Source organism: Qipengyuania aquimaris (assembly GCF_009827445.1).
Lineage (GTDB): Bacteria > Pseudomonadota > Alphaproteobacteria > Sphingomonadales > Sphingomonadaceae > Qipengyuania > Qipengyuania aquimaris.
This window is the reverse complement of record NZ_WTYI01000001.1, coordinates 539,830-556,867: the sequence shown is the minus strand read 5'-3', so window position 1 is coordinate 556,867 and position 17,038 is coordinate 539,830. Positions and strand designations below refer to the sequence as shown.

17 protein-coding genes and 1 tRNA gene are annotated in these 17,038 nt (G+C 61.5%); 10 read left to right on the top strand and 8 right to left on the bottom strand.

Features of this window, described 5'->3' with window-relative positions:
• The first annotated feature begins 41 nt into the window (after window positions 1-41).
• Window positions 42-116 (top strand) — tRNA-Asn (locus GRI34_RS02755).
• Window positions 117-124: 8 nt separating this feature from the next.
• Here the strand turns inward: GRI34_RS02755 and GRI34_RS02750 are convergent.
• Window positions 125-862, bottom strand: coding sequence for a sulfite exporter TauE/SafE family protein (locus tag GRI34_RS02750; RefSeq protein ID WP_160594635.1), 738 nt, complete (start codon window positions 860-862; stop codon window positions 125-127).
• Between the two features lie 60 nt (window positions 863-922).
• On the opposite strand from GRI34_RS02750, the gene GRI34_RS02745 reads away from it, so the two are divergent.
• Window positions 923-1,537, top strand: coding sequence for a GNAT family N-acetyltransferase (locus tag GRI34_RS02745; RefSeq protein WP_160594634.1), 615 nt, complete (start codon window positions 923-925; stop codon window positions 1,535-1,537).
• A gap of 19 nt (window positions 1,538-1,556) precedes the next feature.
• Here the strand turns inward: GRI34_RS02745 and secA are convergent, their stop codons facing one another.
• The 3 genes from secA to GRI34_RS02730 form a co-directional block, all read right to left on the bottom strand.
• A complete protein-coding gene (secA, locus tag GRI34_RS02740) occupies window positions 1,557-4,319 on the bottom strand; it encodes a preprotein translocase subunit SecA (RefSeq protein ID WP_160594633.1) in 2,763 nt (920 codons plus the stop codon).
• Window positions 4,320-4,429: 110 nt separating this feature from the next.
• On the bottom strand, window positions 4,430-4,699 hold the full coding sequence (locus GRI34_RS02735; RefSeq protein WP_100260971.1) for a hypothetical protein: 270 nt from the start codon (window positions 4,697-4,699) through the stop codon (window positions 4,430-4,432).
• Window positions 4,700-4,803: 104 nt separating this feature from the next.
• Window positions 4,804-5,424, bottom strand: a complete 621-nt coding sequence (locus tag GRI34_RS02730) for a TonB family protein (protein ID WP_160594632.1) — start codon at window positions 5,422-5,424, stop codon at window positions 4,804-4,806.
• A gap of 113 nt (window positions 5,425-5,537) precedes the next feature.
• Between GRI34_RS02730 and argJ the strand changes: the two genes are divergently transcribed.
• The 4 genes from argJ (at window position 5,538) to GRI34_RS02710 (ending at window position 11,380) form a co-directional block, all read left to right on the top strand.
• On the top strand, window positions 5,538-6,764 hold the full coding sequence (gene argJ, locus GRI34_RS02725; RefSeq protein ID WP_160594631.1) for a bifunctional glutamate N-acetyltransferase/amino-acid acetyltransferase ArgJ: 1,227 nt from the start codon (window positions 5,538-5,540) through the stop codon (window positions 6,762-6,764).
• Window positions 6,761-7,558, top strand: a complete 798-nt coding sequence (locus tag GRI34_RS02720) for an inositol monophosphatase family protein (RefSeq protein ID WP_234028133.1) — start codon at window positions 6,761-6,763, stop codon at window positions 7,556-7,558. Before argJ ends, GRI34_RS02720 begins: the two co-directional genes overlap by 4 nt.
• 157 nt (window positions 7,559-7,715) lie before the next feature.
• Window positions 7,716-9,845, top strand: coding sequence for an RNA degradosome polyphosphate kinase (locus GRI34_RS02715; RefSeq protein ID WP_160596363.1), 2,130 nt, complete (start codon window positions 7,716-7,718; stop codon window positions 9,843-9,845).
• Entirely contained in the window at window positions 9,842-11,380 is a 1,539-nt protein-coding gene (locus tag GRI34_RS02710; protein WP_160594630.1) for a Ppx/GppA family phosphatase, read from the top strand. The genes GRI34_RS02715 and GRI34_RS02710 overlap by 4 nt, the downstream gene beginning before the upstream one ends.
• Window positions 11,381-11,387: 7 nt before the next feature.
• Here GRI34_RS02710 and apaG read toward each other — a convergent pair whose 3' ends face one another.
• Window positions 11,388-11,786, bottom strand: coding sequence for a Co2+/Mg2+ efflux protein ApaG (gene apaG, locus GRI34_RS02705; protein ID WP_090482842.1), 399 nt, complete (start codon window positions 11,784-11,786; stop codon window positions 11,388-11,390).
• Window positions 11,787-12,025: 239 nt separating this feature from the next.
• Here apaG and GRI34_RS02700 point away from each other — a divergent pair, with 239 nt between their 5' ends.
• From GRI34_RS02700 to GRI34_RS02690, 3 genes are read left to right on the top strand one after another with little or no spacing between them, the layout of a single operon-like run.
• Window positions 12,026-13,291 (top strand): TadE/TadG family type IV pilus assembly protein, encoded by a 1,266-nt coding sequence (locus GRI34_RS02700; RefSeq protein WP_160594629.1) that lies wholly within the window; start codon window positions 12,026-12,028, stop codon window positions 13,289-13,291.
• 3 nt (window positions 13,292-13,294) lie between these two features.
• Complete coding sequence (locus GRI34_RS02695; RefSeq protein WP_090482707.1) at window positions 13,295-13,774, top strand: TadE/TadG family type IV pilus assembly protein; 480 nt, start codon at window positions 13,295-13,297, stop codon at window positions 13,772-13,774.
• Window positions 13,774-14,172 carry a TadE/TadG family type IV pilus assembly protein gene (locus tag GRI34_RS02690; protein WP_160594628.1) on the top strand — a complete coding sequence of 133 codons (399 nt, stop codon included), beginning with the start codon at window positions 13,774-13,776 and terminating at the stop codon, window positions 14,170-14,172. The genes GRI34_RS02695 and GRI34_RS02690 overlap by 1 nt, the downstream gene beginning before the upstream one ends.
• A gap of 4 nt (window positions 14,173-14,176) precedes the next feature.
• Here the strand turns inward: GRI34_RS02690 and GRI34_RS02685 are convergent, their stop codons facing one another.
• From GRI34_RS02685 to GRI34_RS02675, 3 genes are read right to left on the bottom strand one after another with little or no spacing between them, the layout of a single operon-like run.
• Window positions 14,177-14,788 (bottom strand): 2-hydroxychromene-2-carboxylate isomerase, encoded by a 612-nt coding sequence (locus tag GRI34_RS02685; protein ID WP_160594627.1) that lies wholly within the window; start codon window positions 14,786-14,788, stop codon window positions 14,177-14,179.
• Window positions 14,785-15,990 carry a trans-sulfuration enzyme family protein gene (locus GRI34_RS02680; RefSeq protein WP_160594626.1) on the bottom strand — a complete coding sequence of 402 codons (1,206 nt, stop codon included), beginning with the start codon at window positions 15,988-15,990 and terminating at the stop codon, window positions 14,785-14,787. Before GRI34_RS02680 ends, GRI34_RS02685 begins: the two co-directional genes overlap by 4 nt.
• Window positions 15,991-16,030: 40 nt before the next feature.
• On the bottom strand, window positions 16,031-16,570 hold the full coding sequence (locus tag GRI34_RS02675; protein ID WP_234028132.1) for a TetR/AcrR family transcriptional regulator: 540 nt from the start codon (window positions 16,568-16,570) through the stop codon (window positions 16,031-16,033).
• Window positions 16,571-16,641: 71 nt separating this feature from the next.
• Between GRI34_RS02675 and GRI34_RS02670 the strand changes: the two genes are divergently transcribed.
• The gene (locus GRI34_RS02670; protein ID WP_325065171.1) at window positions 16,642-17,028 is read left to right on the top strand and encodes a hypothetical protein; all 387 of its coding nucleotides are present in this window, start codon (window positions 16,642-16,644) and stop codon (window positions 17,026-17,028) included.
• The last annotated feature ends 10 nt before the right edge of the window (window positions 17,029-17,038 follow it).

Sequence of the window (17,038 nt, the reverse complement as noted above, 5' to 3'; positions counted from 1 at the left end):
AATCCCCGCCCATATAGGCGCACCCCTGCCGTACAGGCTGCTCCCCGATAGCTCAGCGGTAGAGTAGGTGACTGTTAATCACTTGGTCGTTGGTTCGAATCCAACTCGGGGAGCCACTTTTCTCTTACAATTCAAAAAGTAAGCGCGCGCCCACCCACGCGGTGAGCGCGGCCGTGCCCCATCGTATCCAGCGCTGGGGAAGGTATTTGAGCGCCAGTAGGCTGCCGATCTGCCCCCCGATCGCCACGGCGACGAGCAGCGGCAGGCCCACATCAAGCGCGGCAACGAACCTGCCCTCCCCGCCCTTCAGGATCTGGCCCGCCAGCCCGAAGAGCGAGTTCACGAGGATGAACAGGCTGGCAGTCGCGGCGATGGCACGTGCCGAATTCCATTTCACCAAGTGCAGGAGCGGCGCGAGGAAGATGCCTCCGCCGATCCCCACCAGTCCGGCCAAATACCCGAGCGGCGCAGCGAACAGCCATGCCCACGCCCCGCGGTTCTGAGACTGCCCTTCCGTATCCCGCACCGGGACCAGCATCGTCGCCGCAGTCAGCAACAATGCAGCACCCAGCAGCGTCAGGAACGCTGTCTCCGATATCGGGGTCAGCCCTCCTAGCAATGCGGCAGGCGCAGCAATTGCGGTGAGCACCCCGGCCTGACGCCACGGCGTCACACCCGCCCTTGCGAAACGGACGGTGCTGCCGGCCACCACCACGATGTTGCACGCCAGCGCGATCATCGGGAGGATGCGGTAATCGACGCCCGACAGCGCCAGCAGCGCATTGTAAGTCGACCCGCCGCCGAAACCGACGCTTGCGTAGAGCAAGGCTGTGACAAAGAACGCGATGAGGAGCGGCAGCATCGCAATCACCTAGACCGCGTGCAGGTTCGCATCTAGCCTCTGAATTCGGGAGGGGATTGCATGACAGCGGACGATATCGAATTGGGCGACGGATTGGTGCGCGCGAGAACGGGAGAAGGCGGCCTCGTTGGCGACATCACGGCCGAGGCGTTCCGCAACGATCCCTTCAATCTCTGGATGCTCGGCCGCTATCCGGCCATTCGTGCCCTATTCCGCCATCAGGCGAAGCGTATCTATGTGCCCCGGGGCTTCGTTTACCGCGCAGGCGCTGACGGCGCATGCATGTGGGCACTGCCCGGAACGGACACGCTGTTCACCAGGCTGGACTATTACCTCTTCGCGCTGCCGACGCTGGTCTATAGCGGACCGGCAGCCATTGCGCGCGCGGTGAAGACCGGAGAGGCGATGGAGAAGAGCCACCCGACCTTTCCCCATGCCTACCTGTTCAGCATCGGCGTAAGGCCCGAAAAGCAGGGCACCGGCCTTGGCCGGAAGCTGATCCAGCCCGTGCTCGATGCGTGCGACCGGGCGGAGATGCCCGCCTATCTGGAGAACTCGAACCCGGCGAATACCGGGTTCTATGCCTCGTGCGGGTTCGAGCCCGTTGGCGAGATCAGGCCGACGCCGGACGCGCCTCCGCTGGTTCCAATGCTTCGCCAACCCCGCCGCTCATAGCAACGGGGTTGCAGGGCAATCAGGCTTTCGCGCCGACCGAGCCGTGGCAGTGCTTGTACTTGCTGCCCGAACCGCAGGGGCACGGCGCGTTGCGGCTGATTTCCATGTCCGCGAACGGGTTTTCGTGGGAGGATGCACCACCCGGGCTGGCAGCTGCGCGCGGGCTTCCGGCAAGCGAGCCGAAGAGGTCGGCGCGGCTCTCCGAACCGTCGCCATCGGCCGAGTTGTCGGCCCCGGTGAGCGGATCGATATGGCCGGTGAGGAAATCGGGCAATTCCGGCAGTTCGACTTCCGGCAGCGGAGCGGGCTCTGCAAGCTCGATACGCAGCAGCTTGGCGGTCACGTCTTCGCGCAGGTTGTCGAGCATGCGCTGGAATAGCGCGAAGGCTTCCTGCTTGTACTCGTTGATCGGCTGCTTCTGGGCGTGCGCACGCAGCCACACGACTTGGCGCAGGGCGTCGAGAGTGGAGAGGTGTTCCTTCCACTGGTGGTCGAGTTCCTGCAGCAGCAGGCTCTTCTCGATGCGGCGCCACAGACCCGGATCGGCATTGGCGATCTTGGCATCCATGCGAGCGTCCGCTTCGGCAAGAATGCGCTCTTCGATGATTTCCGGTTCGATCTGGTCTTCTTCGAGCCAGTCTTCGAGCGGAAAGCTCATGCCGAACGCCTCGTCGAGACGCGTCTTCAGCCCTTCGACGTTCCACTGCTCCGGATAGGAACCCGGCGGGCAGTTTTCGGAGACGATAGCGTTGATCGCATCATGGCGCATATCGACGACGACATCGTCCACCGCCTCGCTGTCCATGATCTCGGCGCGCTGTTCGTAAATGACCTTGCGCTGGTCGTTCATGACGTCGTCGTACTGGACGACCTGCTTGCGGATTTCGTAGTTGCGCGCCTCGACCTTCTTCTGCGCGGTCTCGATGGCCTTCGACAGCCATTTCGAACCGATCGCCTCGCCGTCTTCGAGGTTCGAATTCATCATGCGGGCGAACAGCGTGTCCGGCCCGAAGATGCGCAGGAGATCGTCTTCCAGACACAGGTAGAAACGGCTGAGACCAGGGTCGCCCTGGCGCCCGGCACGGCCGCGGAGCTGGTTGTCGATGCGGCGGCTTTCGTGGCGTTCGGTACCCAGGACGAACAGGCCACCCGATGCGAGAACCTTCTCGCGTTCGGCGGCGACTTCTTCCTTGATCTTGGCGATCGCAGCGTCACGCTCGGGGCCTTCGGGCATGTCGGCGAGTTCTTCCTCGACGCGGAATTCGACGTTGCCGCCAAGCTGGATGTCCGTACCGCGACCGGCCATGTTGGTGGCGATGGTCACGGCACCGGGACGACCGGCCTGCGCGACGATATGCGCTTCGCGCTCATGCTGGCGGGCGTTGAGAACTTCGTGGGCGACGCCTTCCTTCTCGAGGAACTGGCTGAGAAGCTCGGATTTCTCGATCGAGACCGTGCCGACGAGGACCGGCTGGCCGATCTCGTTCTTCTCGCGGATCGCCTTTGCAATCGCTTCGAACTTGTCGAGCGTGTTCTTGTAGAATTCGTCGTCCTCGTCGATGCGCTGGACGGGGACATTGGTCGGGATCTCGACCACGTTCATCTTGTAGATGTCCCAGAATTCCGCCGCTTCGGTGGCGGCCGTACCGGTCATGCCCGACAGCTTGGGATACATGCGGAAATAGTTCTGGAATGTGATCGAGGCGAGCGTTTGGTTCTCCGGCTCGATCTTGACGCCTTCCTTGGCTTCCACCGCTTGGTGAAGACCGTTCGACCAGCGGCGTCCGTCCATCATGCGTCCGGTGAATTCATCGATGATGACGACCTTCTCGTCCTTCACGATGTAATCCGTGTCCTTCTTGAACATGATGTTGGCTTTGAGCGCCTGGTCGAGGTGATGGACGACCTGCGTGTTCTCGACGTCATAGAGATTGTCGGTTTCGAGGAGGCCGGCTTCCTTGAGCTTCTCCTCGATCGCGTCGGTGCCTTCTTCGGTCCAGGTGATGTTCTTCGTCTTTTCGTCCGCGTCGTACCATTCGGGATCGAGATCCTTCACGATCGCGTCGATCGAAACGTAGAGATCGGACTTGTCCTCGGTCGGACCCGAAATGATCAGCGGCGTACGCGCTTCGTCGATCAAGATGGAGTCGACCTCGTCGATCACGGCGAAATTGAAGGGGCGCTGCACCATCTGGCCGCGCTCGTGCTTCATATTGTCGCGCAGGTAATCGAACCCGAATTCGTTGTTCGTACCGTAGGTGATGTCCGCGCCATAGGCGTCGCGGCGTTCCATCTCGTTGAGGTTCGGCACGATCACGCCGATGGTCAGGCCGAGGAACTGGTGCAAGCGGCCCATCCATTCCGCGTCGCGTCGGGCGAGGTAATCGTTCACGGTGACGACGTGGACGCCCTTGCCCTCGATCGCATTGAGATAGGTCGCGAGCGTCGCGACCAGCGTCTTGCCTTCACCGGTTCGCATCTCTGCGATTTCACCGCGGTGGAGCACGATGCCGCCGACCATCTGCACATCGAAGTGACGCATGCCGAGGACGCGAACCGACGCTTCGCGCACGGTTGCGAAGGCTTCGGGCAGGATATCGTCCAGCGTCTTGCCGTCTTCCAGCTGAGCGCGGAACTTCTCCGTCTGGGCGCGCAACTCGTCATCAGAAAGTTCTTGAAGCTGAGGCTCCAGAGCATTGATTTCATTGACGATCTTACCGATCGACTTGACGTAGCGATCGTTGGAAGAACCGAAAAGGGATTTGGCGAGAATCTTGAACATGGTGGGGCGCAGGCCTCGAATGAGCGAGCTAAATTGCTGGCGAATTAAGAGAAAATGCCCGCGCACCATCGTTGGGTGCCGGGCATGAAACCGGATCTAATTGTCAGGAGTTATTCGTAAGCGCGGTCAGCGCCGAACATCACCGTGGGAATATAGATCGTGACCGGCTGCTGTTCCTTGCACGGAGCAAGTTTGTCGGTCCGGGATTTCTGTTTGCGCTGCTTTTCCGAGCAGGGGGACTGTGCGTCCTTCGCATCGTCCTGGTCGGCGCGCTGTTCCACACCGATCCGCGTCGTGCCATCGAATGCCGCCTGTACGGGCGCACCCATGGCCGCAAGGCCGGTGAGGAGCGCGAGAAAGGCAAGAAGACGTCTGGTCATCGTCCGACCTAGATAATGCGTAATATGCATGGCGTCCACCCCGACTCCCTGTTTTCCCTAATTCGATGCTTGCCGGTATTTGGTGAATACAAGTTGAACTGCCATCAGTCGTCGTCGCTGAGCGGCAACCGCTCTACGATATGTGATTGCCTATAACGCCTCTGTTCGGGCGTCCCGTCATCGGCGCGTGGAGGCTCGAAAGTAGGCGGAGCATCGCATGGATTTTTCTTCACGTCTTCGGGCACGCCTTCTACACGGCACTCGATCACCGATCCGTCGCGATCGACGACGTATTCAAGGATGAAGCGACGCTCCCTGGGCAAACGCTTCGCACCAGGCAGGACGAAGCGGACCGCTTGTTCGTAACGCGAAGCGATCGGGATATCCTTCTCGTCGCGCGCGGGTTTGAAACGGCCGCGCTCCATCAATTTCGCACAAGCGATGCGGTCGAGGTCTGGAATATCGCTGCTGACGGTGATGCGGCAGGCACTGACCCGCCCGGACTTTTCGATGACCAGTTCCGTCACGACCCTGCCCTGCGATCCGCTGCGTTCCGCCCAGTTAGGATAATCGTTAGTCGTCACCCAGTTGGCGGGATTTTCCGTCGGCTGCGCCTTTTCCGCTGGCGCGATCGGCAGTGTCCGGACCGGCTGAACTGTTTCGCTTTCTTGCGCCACCACCGGCGCGGATACTGTTACAGCCAGAAGCGTAAAGAATTTATACATTGCGACCCCTTCCGCACCTGCAAATCGATAAGAAATTACCGCAGCAAATACATAGGACGGGGTATCGCGCGATACGGCTTGACGCAACCGGTCATGCGAATAAGCCACACGTTATGGATTTGCCTCCCTCTCCGCTCGCCCGGCCCTTTCCCGACATGCCGCCTATCGCGGGCGTAGAGCTGCGCGTGGCCCGCGCGCGCTACAAGGAATGGGACCGCGCCGACCTCACCTTTGCCAAGCTGGCCGAGGGCACGAGCGTGGCAGGCGTTTTCACCAGCAGTGCCTGCGCGTCGAGCGAAGTCGAACTGGGGCGTGAGCAGGTGAAGCTCGGCGAGGCCTGTGCGCTGGTGGTGAATGCTGGCAATTCCAACGCTTTTACCGGCATCCGCGGACGCGAGGCGGTAGAACAGATCATGGCGCAGGTCGCCGAGGCGCTCGACTGCAAGCCGAGCGAGGTCCTCGTCTCTTCCACCGGCGTCATCGGGGTGCCCCTGCCCAAGGACAAGGCGCGCGAAGGCATCGCTGCCGTCCTCGACGCCCCAACCTGCGGGTGGGAAGAGGCGGCGCAGGCGATCGGCACGACCGACACTTTCACCAAGGGTGCCCATGCAGCAGCCATGCTCGGCGAAACGCGCGTGGAGATGTGCGGCATCATCAAGGGAAGCGGCATGATCGCCCCCGATATGGCCACCATGCTTGGCTATATCTTCACCGATGCAGCCGTGGCGCCGGCCTTCCTCCAGGAGCTGCTGTCGAAGGCCAACGCGGAAACCTTCTCCTGCATTACGGTCGATGGAGACACTTCCACCAGCGACACCGTCCTTGCCTTCGCAACCGGTAAGGCAGGCAATGGCGAACTGTCTTCCTGGGACGATGTCGGGGCGGATGCGTTTTACGCAGCCCTGCTGGAGGTGTGTCGCGAGCTTGCCCAACTGGTCGTGCGCGACGGCGAAGGCGCACAGAAGTTCATCGAGATCGCCGTTACGGGCGCAAAGAACGATGAAAGCGCCCGGCGGGTGGCGCTATCCATCGCCAATTCGCCCTTGGTGAAGACTGCGATTGCAGGGGGAGATGCCAATTGGGGCCGGGTCGTGATGGCTGTCGGCAAGGCCGGAGAGCCAGCCGACAGGGATCGCCTGTCGATCGGGTTCGGCGGTGTGTGGGCGGCCAGGGAAGGGCAACCCCTCGCAGACTACGACGAAGCGCCCGTCGCTAAACACCTTGAGGGCGAAGAGGTACGGATGGATGTCGATCTTGGCATGGGTGATGGCAAGGCCACCGTCTGGACCTGCGATCTGACGCATGGCTACATCTCGATCAACGCGGATTACCGCTCTTGAAGGCGCTCGACCGCCAGATCAGGTCCTTGATGGAGCGCGTAACCGACGCGACGATCCTGCCGCGCTTCCGCAAGCTGACCTCCGGCGATGTCGAGGACAAGGGCGGCAATGATCCGGTGACCATAGCCGACCGTGATGCCGAAAAGCGGCTTCGCGAAGCCCTCTACGCCATTGAACCCGGCCTCGCCTTCGTCGGAGAGGAGGCGGCGCACGATGATCCTGCAGCGCTCGACCGGCTGAGCGACGATTGCTGGATCGTCGATCCGGTGGACGGGACGCGAAATTTCGCTGCCGGTCATGCCCCTTTCGGTATGCTTATCGCGCGGGCAAGCGGCGGTTTCACTCAATCCGGATGGATTTACGACTGCCTCACCGGTCGCTTTTGCGCCGCCCACCGCGGGAACGGCGCTTTCGTGAATGACGAAAAGGTCACGGCGAACCCGTCAGGCCGCACACCACCAGTTGCAGCAATATCGCTCGTCTACATGGACGATGCGCAGCGCGAAGCGACGAAGCGCCATATCGAGCCGAACTACGAACTCGTCGACATCCCGTACTGCGCGGCCGAGCAATACCCCCGCCTTGCCCTTGGCGAGAACGATGTGTCAATTTTCGAGCGGACGCTGGCTTGGGACCATGCTGCGGGCACTCTTTGGCTTGAAGAAGCGGGCGGAAAAGCCGCTCGCCCGGACGGATCGGCCTACCGGGTCGATGAACATGGCCGCACGGGCCTGATCGGCGCTGCAAGCCCCGCCTTGTGGGACGATCTGGCGAGGCTCTATGCCGAAATGTGACGGTGATCTGACCATCCCCGACAATCGGTGACTTGGAGGACGGGTTTCAAATAGCGCACCTTCATCCTACATTCTCAAGGCAGCCATCGAAGGAATATTCGTGACCTTAGGCAATGCTCCAAGTTCCGGCGATGACGCCGAAACGCACGAGGCAGGCGTGGATACGCCGGTCGAGCCGCAAGCAGCGGAGGAGCGTTACACCAACCGCGAACTGTCCTGGCTCAGCTTCAATCGTCGCGTCCTCGCGGAAAGCGAGAACGAGCGTTATCCCCTCCTCGAACGCCTGCGTTTCCTGTCGATTTCCGGCAGCAATCTGGATGAGTTCACGACCGTCAGGATTGCCGGTCTCGAAGGACAGGTACAGCGCGGTATCGAAACCACCGGGATCGACGGCCTCAGTCCCCGGCAACAGCTCGATGCGATCCGCGAACAGGTCCTGGCACTGGAAGATCGCCAGCAGGAAAGCCTGGAAGTGCTGCGAGACCTGCTGGCTAGCGAAGGCATATTGATCGCGACGGTCGACCAGTTGGACCGCAAGGCGCAATCGTACCTCAAAGATTATTTCACCACCGACATCCTTCCGCTGATCACTCCGCAAGCGATCGACCCGTCGCACCCCTTCCCCTTCGTGGCGAGCGGCGGAATGGGCGTGCTGTTCCGCCTTAAGCGCGGGAAGCGCAAGGGCGAGCTGGTAGAGATGGTTCTGATCCCGTCAGGCGTCCCGCGGTTCGTTCGCGTGCCGGGCGAGCTGGCGATCTACGTCGCGATCGAACAGTTGGTTACCCAGTTCGCGGACCAGCTCTTCCCGGGTTTCAAGATCCTCGGCGACGGGGTTTTCCGGGTTCTGCGCGACAGCGACATCGAGGTCGAGGACGAGGCTGAAGACCTGGTGCGCTACTTCCGCACCGCCATCCAGCGGCGACGCCGTGGTCGCGCGGTCATGCTGGAACTTGACGACGAATGCGATGCGTCGGCCGAAGCGCTCTTGCGCGAGCATTTTGATGTCGATGCCGCGATGATCGTGAAAACCGGAGGCATGCTGGGGCTGCACGACCTCTCGTCGATCTGCAACGAGCCCCGCCCCGACCTCAAGTTCACGCCCTTCTCCCCGCGCTATCCCGAACGCGTTCTGGCGCATGATGGCGATTGCTTCTCCGCAATCCGGGAAAAAGACATCGTCATCCACCACCCCTACGAAAGTTTCGAAGTGGTGGTCGACTTCCTGCACCAGGCCGCGGTCGATCCAAGCGTCGTCTCGATCAAGCAGACCCTATATCGTGCTGGCGACCAGTCACCCGTGATCGCCGCCTTGGTCGAGGCTGCGCAGAACGGCAAAGCCGTGACCGCAGTGGTCGAGCTGAAGGCGCGTTTCGACGAGGAGCGTAATCTGCGCTGGGCGAACGAGCTCGAACGGGCAGGCGTCCAGGTCATCTACGGGTTCACCGAATGGAAGACCCACGCCAAGGTCAGCCTCGTCGTCCGCCGCGAAGAGGACGGATACCGTACCTACTGCCACTTCGGGACCGGAAACTATCACCCGGTCAATGCGCGCATCTATACCGACCTCAGTTATTTTACGGCCGATGCCGCCCTCGGCCGCGATGCAGCCAAGATGTTCAATTTCATCACCGGCTATATCGAACCGGACGCTTTGGAGAAGATCGCCGTTTCGCCCATCGGCATGCGCCAGAAACTCTACGACCTGATCGACGTGGAGATCGAAAATGCGAAGGCGGGCAAACCATCCGGCATCTGGGTGAAAATGAATTCGATCACCAACCGCGAACTGATCGACAAGCTCTACGAGGCGAGCCAGGCTGGCGTGGAGATCCGCATGGTCGTGCGCGGCATCTGTTCGCTACGCCCGGGCATTCCGGGCATGAGCGAGAACATCAGCGTGAAATCGATTATCGGGCGTTTCCTCGAACACGGTCGCCTGTGGGCCTTCGCAAACGGCAAGACGCTGCCAAGCCGGCAGGCGAAGGTCTATTTGACAAGCGCCGATGCCATGAGCCGCAATCTCGATCGCCGGGTCGAAGTACTAGTCCCGGTCACCAACAAGACCGTACACGACCAGCTTCTAGGCCAAGTGATGCTCGCCAATATCCTCGACACCGAACAAAGCTGGAGCCTCGATTCCAACGGCCAGTACGAACGGATGCGCAAGGGCGAGGACGGGTTCAACTGCCACGAATACTTCATGTCGAACCCCTCGCTGTCCGGTCGTGGATCGGCCCTGCAAAGCCATGAGGTTCCCCGATTGACCCTTAGCGGAGCGCGCAAATGACTTCAGTGAAGACGAGCGGCGCCAAGTGGCAGAGACGCCTCCTCCATCCGCCCCGAGCCGTAATCGACATCGGTTCGAACACCGTGCGCCTCGTCCTTTACGAAGGAACCGCGCGTGCGCCCGAGACAGTGTGGAACGAGAAGGTCGCTGCGCGGCTGGGACGCGACCTTTCGGAAACCGGCCGCATTCCCGACGAAGCGATGGACGAAGCGCTGGCTGCGCTCGAACGTTATGCGCTCATCATTCAGGACCGCGGTATCGACAATGTCCAGACCGTAGCCACCGCCGCCGCACGCGATGCGTCGAACGGCGCAGAATTCCTGTCACGCGTCGAAGCGCTTGGCCTGTCGCCTCGCCTCCTGTCCGGCGAAGAAGAGGCCTGCGCATCGGCGTTCGGCGCGATCGGGGCCTTTCCCGGAACCCACGGCATGGTCGCTGACCTTGGCGGCGGCAGCCTCGAACTGGTGTCGATCGGTGAAGGCGAGTGCAAGGACGCCGTCAGCCTGCCGTTTGGAACCCTGCGTCTCCCGGCACAGCGCGCCGCAGCAGACGACTTCGGCGCGACAGTGCATGAAGCGCTTTCGCAAGTCGGTTGGGCATCGAACCATGGCGGGCCGCTATACATGATTGGCGGCACTTGGCGCGCACTTGCCCATTACGCCATGCGCGACAGCGACTACCCGCTAACCGATCCGCACGGCTTTTGCCTCTCGGTAGAAGACGCGAAGAAACTGGCTGACGATCTCGTGGACGCCGATCCCGACGAACTGGTGCAGATTTCCGGAATCTCGGACATGCGCGCCAATTATCTTCCTGATGCGGCTGCGCTTCTTCGTCCTCTGCTGGCCGAATTGAAGCCCGAGCAGCTTGTGTTCTCCAGCTGGGGCATCCGCGAAGGACTGCTGTTCAGCCAGCTGTCCGACATCACCCGTTCGCTCGACCCGTTGCTCGCGGGCGTTCACGCCTTCGCAGAGCCGCGCGATGCGCCCATCATTGACGCCACCCGCATCGTGGGATGGACTGTCGAACTCGCCAATGGCGCGGGAAAACGGAACGAGCGGATCCGGCTAGCCGCTGCACAACTTGCACTCGCGCTCCAGCGCGTAGAACCGAATATGCGGGTCAACCACGCCACCGAATGGGCGCTGGACAAGCGCTGGATCGATTGCGACGCGCGCGATCGCGCCATGATGTGTGCAGCGCTATTCGGCAGCCTCGGTCGCACCTCACTTCCGGAGAAGCTGCGCGTTCTGGCCTGCGATGACGACCTGCGTGAGGGCGTGACCTGGGGCTTGGGCTTCCGACTGGCCCGAAGGCTTGGCGCAGGAGCGCGAACGGCCCTGGCCTCGAGCCGCCTGCGGCTGAAGAAGAAGTCTCTCGTCCTGTACCTCGACAACAGCCGCGCAGCGCTGGCTACATGGCCGCTGACGAAGGACTTCGAGATCCTGGCCGAATGGCTGGATCGCAAACCCAAGATCAAAACAGGCGAGTTCCACTTCGAGGACGACCTCGAAGAAGAGGATGAAGAGGAGTAATTCCTACCTAGTCCGCGGTCGCAGGCGCCGCGAGCGGGAAGAAGGGAATGCGAACCTCGAAGGGCGAGCCGTCTTCGCGGTGGAAGGTGTAGAACCCTTCCATTGATCCAAATGCCGTTTCCAACGGGCAGCCGGATACATAGTCGTGGCTTGCCCCCGGGGCGAGCGAAGGCTGTTCGCCGACCACACCTTCGCCATCGACATGCGCTACCATTCCGCGCGCATCGGTAATGCGCCAGTGGCGGGTCTTGAGCTGGACGGTTTCGTGCGAGCCGTTCTCGATCCGGATGTGATAGACCCAGAACCACTTGTCCGCATCGGGTTGGGACTGTTCCGGGAGGAAATTCACGGCGACCCGGACGGTGATCCCGTCGGTCGTGGCGGCGTGTTGAAATAGCTCCTTGATCACAGTCACAAGTTAGGAATTGTCGAGCACTGGACAAGGTTCCAAGGGCGCCAAAACGGCATTTATCCGCCGTTTTTTGCTCCGAAAGCTCTCCAAGTATCCAGATTCATCCCGGGTGACCGGCTGATCCTTTCGAAAGAGCCTATGGTTAACATCGGTTTACCGCGGTTCGCGACGAACTCTTAGCAAGGCCTGTTTAATTCCGGATCGTGACGAATTTGACGACCGGGGAAACAGGGATGCGCAACCGTATCGGGACATTTCTGAAACGCCTGAGAAAAGACGTCTCGGGCAATATCCTGCTCATGGCAGGAGCCGGGACCACGGCTCTCATCGGTGCGGCCGGCATCAGCGTCGACACGGTCCAGTGGTATCTCTGGAAACGCCAGATGCAGCAGGCGGTCGACACGGGTGCAGTCGCAGGCGCACTCGCCATGTCGTTCGGCCGCGATCACAATGCGGCGGTCACAAGCGAAGTGGGGCGCACCGCCAACACCGCCCACACGATCGAACTGGTGTCCACCCCGCCCACCTCGGGCGCATGGTCGGGTGACAATGGCGCCATTGAGGTGGTTGCCACGACAAGCCAGGTTCTCGCCTTTTCGTCGATCTTCCTCGATACGCCGCCGACCATCCGCACCCGCGCAGTCGCAACTGCAGTGGCAACCGGCAATCCCTGTGTGCGCGCGTTGGCAGACGATGGCACCGGGATCGAGGTCTTCGGTAGCGCTCTGGTCAACCTCGGCTGCCCGGTATCTTCCAACTCGCCCGGAGGCGTATCGGTCGATTTGGGCGGTTCGAGCTATCTCGACACCAATCTCGTGCTCAGCGTCGGCGGCATCGATTACGGCAGCGGCAATGTTCCTGCGGATGCCGCACTGGTCTCCTACGGTCTGCCGGTCGAGGATCCGCTCGCGGATCGCAACCTGACCTGGCACAACGATTGCCCCCAGAACAACTTCCGCGTCCGTCCGAGCGACACGCTTACGCTCAACCCGTGCCGCTACAACAACGGGCTGCGCATTGCCGGGACGGCCTATTTCAATCCCGGTGTATACGTAATCCACGGCGGCACCCTTACGGTAAACTCAGGCGCAGTATTGCGGATGGCCCCGGGCACGACCGGCGGTGTAACCATAGTCCTCACCGGAAGTAGCCCCAATACAGTCGCAACGCTGTCCATCAACGGCGGCGCCGACATCGACATCAAGGCGCAAACAATGGCCGAGGATCCCCTGTGGGGCGGCATCCTGTTCTACCAGGACCGTATCTCTTCCGACCTCAGCAACACGATCAATGGCGGGTCGAACATCAATCTGCACGGGGCTATCTACTTCCCCACCAGCGACCTGACCTACAACGGGGATTCGGCGCAAACCGCCCAGTGCCTACTGATCGTGACGAACCGGGTCAGCTTCGGCGGCGCAAACAATATCGACAATAATTGCGATCCCGACTTGACCGCCATCAACACCGCCGCATTCACCATCCGGGTAGTGGAGTAAGCCATGCTGTTCCATTTCTTCCGCAAGCTTCGCGACGACATTTCGGGCGTCGGCTTTGTCGAGCTGGCCCTGACCGCACCGCTGCTCGCACTCATGTTCCTTGGCATGACCGACCTGTCGATCATCGTCGCCTCGCGCATCGACCTGGAACAGGCCGCGCAGCGCACGACGGACCTCGCCCTGGCCAAGCGCCCGACCAGCACGGACACCAGCTATCTCGTCGCCGAAGCCATGGCCGCCAGCGGTCGGCCTGCGAGCGATGTCACCGTGACCTATATCCTGGAATGCAACGGCACGGTCATGAGCAGTTTCAACGATACCTGTGCCGCCGGCGAAGTGCCCAAGCGTTTCGTCAGTGTTTCGATCGTCGAACCGGTTGCCACCGGGTTCAACTGGCGCGGGCTCGCCGGAATGTTCACGGGCGAGGTCGCTGCCTACGAAGGCACGACGGTAACCGGCGACAGCATCGTGAGGCTCCAGTGATGGCGCTCGCCCGGAACCTTCGCCGCGATGATGCGGGCTCCTTCGGCGTCGAATTCGCCATAGCCCTGCCCGTCCTGATTGCGTTGATGATCGGCATCCTCAACTTCGGCCTGGTGTTCAACGCCAACGGCTCGATGCGCAATGCGATGGGTGAAGGCCTGCGCTATGCCAAGGTCGAGCGTACAGCGAGCGATGCGGACGTGATTTCCGTGACGCGCCAATCGCTCGTCGGGGTGGCACCCAACGCCGTCCAGACGCTCACCTTCAATCGCGCAACGGTCAACAATACGGAGACCGGCACGATGACCATGACGATCGTGATCCAGCCGATCATTCCCTTCGCGCCCTTGCCCCCGATCAGGCTGACGCAGACGAAATCGATCTATCTGCCGACCTGACCGGTCAGGGCTTCCCGCCCGTCAGATAGGCTTCGATCTGCTCCAGGCGTTCCTTTCCGAACCACATTTCATCGCCGATGAAAAAGGTCGGGATGCCGAAAGCACCGCGGTCGACGGCTGACTGGGTGCTATCGATCAGCTTCTGTTTCACGTCCGGATCCTGCGCCGCCTTGAGGAAACGTTCGGCATCGAAGCCGCTCTCCTCCAAAACGCTGCCGACCACGTCGACGTCGCTGCAATCGATATTGCGCTCCCACACGGCTGGCTGGAACAGGTCGACAAGCCGCTGCATCTCTTCCTGATCGCTCGACGCTATGAGTATGCGTTGGAGCAGGATCGTGTTGAACGGCAAATTCGGGTGCATCCGGAAAGCCGACAGCTCGTGCCGGTCGATGAATCGCTGGAATTCGAGCGCGGCGTAGGGGACTTTGCCCTTCACATTGGCATCGCGCATCATCGGCGGAGAATTGCCGGTCAGCTTGTGCATCCCGCCAAGAAATACCGGCGTGACCTGCAAGCTCGCTCCGGTTCGCTCGATGATTTCCTTGAGCGGATACCAGGCGAGATAGCCGTTGGGAGCACCCAGATCGAGGATCAGTTCTATCGTTTTGCTCATAGTCCGGCCGCCTTCAGTGCCTGGTCGAAATCTTCCTTGATGTCCTCGACGTCTTCCAGGCCGACATTGATCCGCAGCAGTCCTTCGGTCACGCCCATTTCGTCGCGCGCCTCCTGCGTCATCCCGGCATGGGTGGTGCTGGCGGGGTGACACATCAGGCTGCGCGCATCGCCGATATTGTTCGAGATATCGACCAGCCGGAGCGCATCCAAGATGGCAAAAGCGGTCTTCCTATCGCCGACATCGAAGGCGAAAATCGGGCCTGTGGCGCTCATCTGGCGCTTGGCCAATTCGTGGCGCGGGTGGCTCGGGAGGCCGGGATGCAACAGTTTGGGCACACGCGCTTCGATCGATTTGCCGAGTTCCACGGCATTCTCGCTCTGCCGATGTGCCCTGAGGCTTAGCGTCTCCAAGCCCTTCAGGACGACCCAAGCATTGAACGGCGCGCAATTGGGGCCGGTGTTGCGCTGGAACGGCAGCAGGACTTCGTCGATCCATTCCTGCGAACCGCATACGGCCCCGGCGAGCACCCTGCCCTGCCCGTCCATCAGCTTTGTCGCGCTGTAAGCCACCACGTCCGCACCGAAATCCATCGGCCTCTGGAGCGCGCTGGTGGCAAAGGCATTGTCGACAACGGTCGTGATCCCGTGCGCACGCGCAACCTCGCAGACATGGGCAAGATCGACCACATCGAGCGTCGGGTTTGCCGGGGTCTCGAAAAAGAAAACCTTGGTGTTCGGGCGAATGGCTGCTTCCCAAGCGTCGTCATCGGCGCTGTCTACGACGGTAGTCTCGATACCGAAGCGCGGGAGGAGATGATCCAGCAGCCAGCGGCACGAACCGAAGGCGGCCCGCGCACCGACGACATGGTCGCCGGCCGAGACCTGGCATAGCAGAGCGGTCGTCATCGCTGCCATCCCGCTCGCCTGCGCGCGGCAAGCTTCGGCGCCTTCCATCAGGGCGATGCGTTCTTCCAGCATAGCGACGGTCGGATTCTGGAGCCGGGAATAGGTCATCCCGTCCGCCTCGCCCGCGAAGCGGTCCGCTACGGTTTGCGCATTGTCGTAGGTATAGCCCGAGGTCAGGAACAGGGCCTCGCTCGTCTCACCATGTTCGCTGCGCCAGGTGCCGCCGCGCACAGCCTGCGTGGCAGGACGCCAGTTTGAGGTAATCGAGCGGTCGGTTCCGGTGGTTTTCTTCATCGCCTGCGGGATAGCATGCGCACTGCCTGCCGCAAGCGGGTCAGCCTTCGAGGGCGCAAAGCCCCGCTTTGGCGATCTCGTCACGGCCGATGACCCTGAGCATTTGCGCGCCCTCGATCACCGTTAGGACTGCGCGTGCTCCTCCGCGGGGATCGGGATCGTCTTCGGGTAGATGATCGACGACCCAAACCAGCAACTGGTCCATGATCCGGCCCGCAGCACCGAGATAGGCCGCATTACCGCCAGCGCATCCGGCCACGATGTCCCACCACACGCGAAGGAAGGGAGCGAAATCGGATTGCCCCGTGATTTCGTACACCGCCTCTGCGCAGGCGCGGCGCGAGGGCGATCGTTCTGCGGGGAAATGGCTATCAAGCGCGAGTGTGAACTGCATCGCCAGGTGATCCAGCAAGGCCGTGACCAGCTGTTCCTTGCTGTCGAAATGATACAGCAGCATCCGGTCGCTCGTGTTCGCAGACTTGGCAAGCGGACGAAGCGACAGGCCGCCCAAACCGTGCTGAAGCACATGGGCAGAAAGGATAGGGAGTAAGGTATCCCGGGACATCCTGGTCGCTTTCATGCGCGACTTGTAGCGAGTGCTACACACAGCTACAAGTGTAGCACTCGCTACAAACGACTCGGAGAATGTCAGTGTCCGCCTTCGAAATCCTCGCTGCCGCCGGCTTGGGATCGGCCATGCTCGCCCTCGTTTACGTCCTTTCCGGTTCGCCAAAGACCGGCAGCGCAATACTGGCGGCGGCATTGGCAGCCGGGTTCGGCGCATTCACCGCCGTCACGATCGCACGCGAAGGCGTTTTGCTCGTCTGGACCAATCACACCCAGAACCTGTGGGGCGTCCAGGTCTGGTGGGACCTGCTTTTCGCCGTCGTCCTTGCAGTGTTCCTCATCGCGCCGCGCGCACGCGCCGCCGGGATGAGGATGATCCCGTGGACTCTCTTCGTTGCTGCCACGGCGAGCATCGGACTTTTGGCGATGGTCGCGCGCCTTTTCTGGCTGGAAGCGCGCATGGAAAAATGATCCGGGTTGC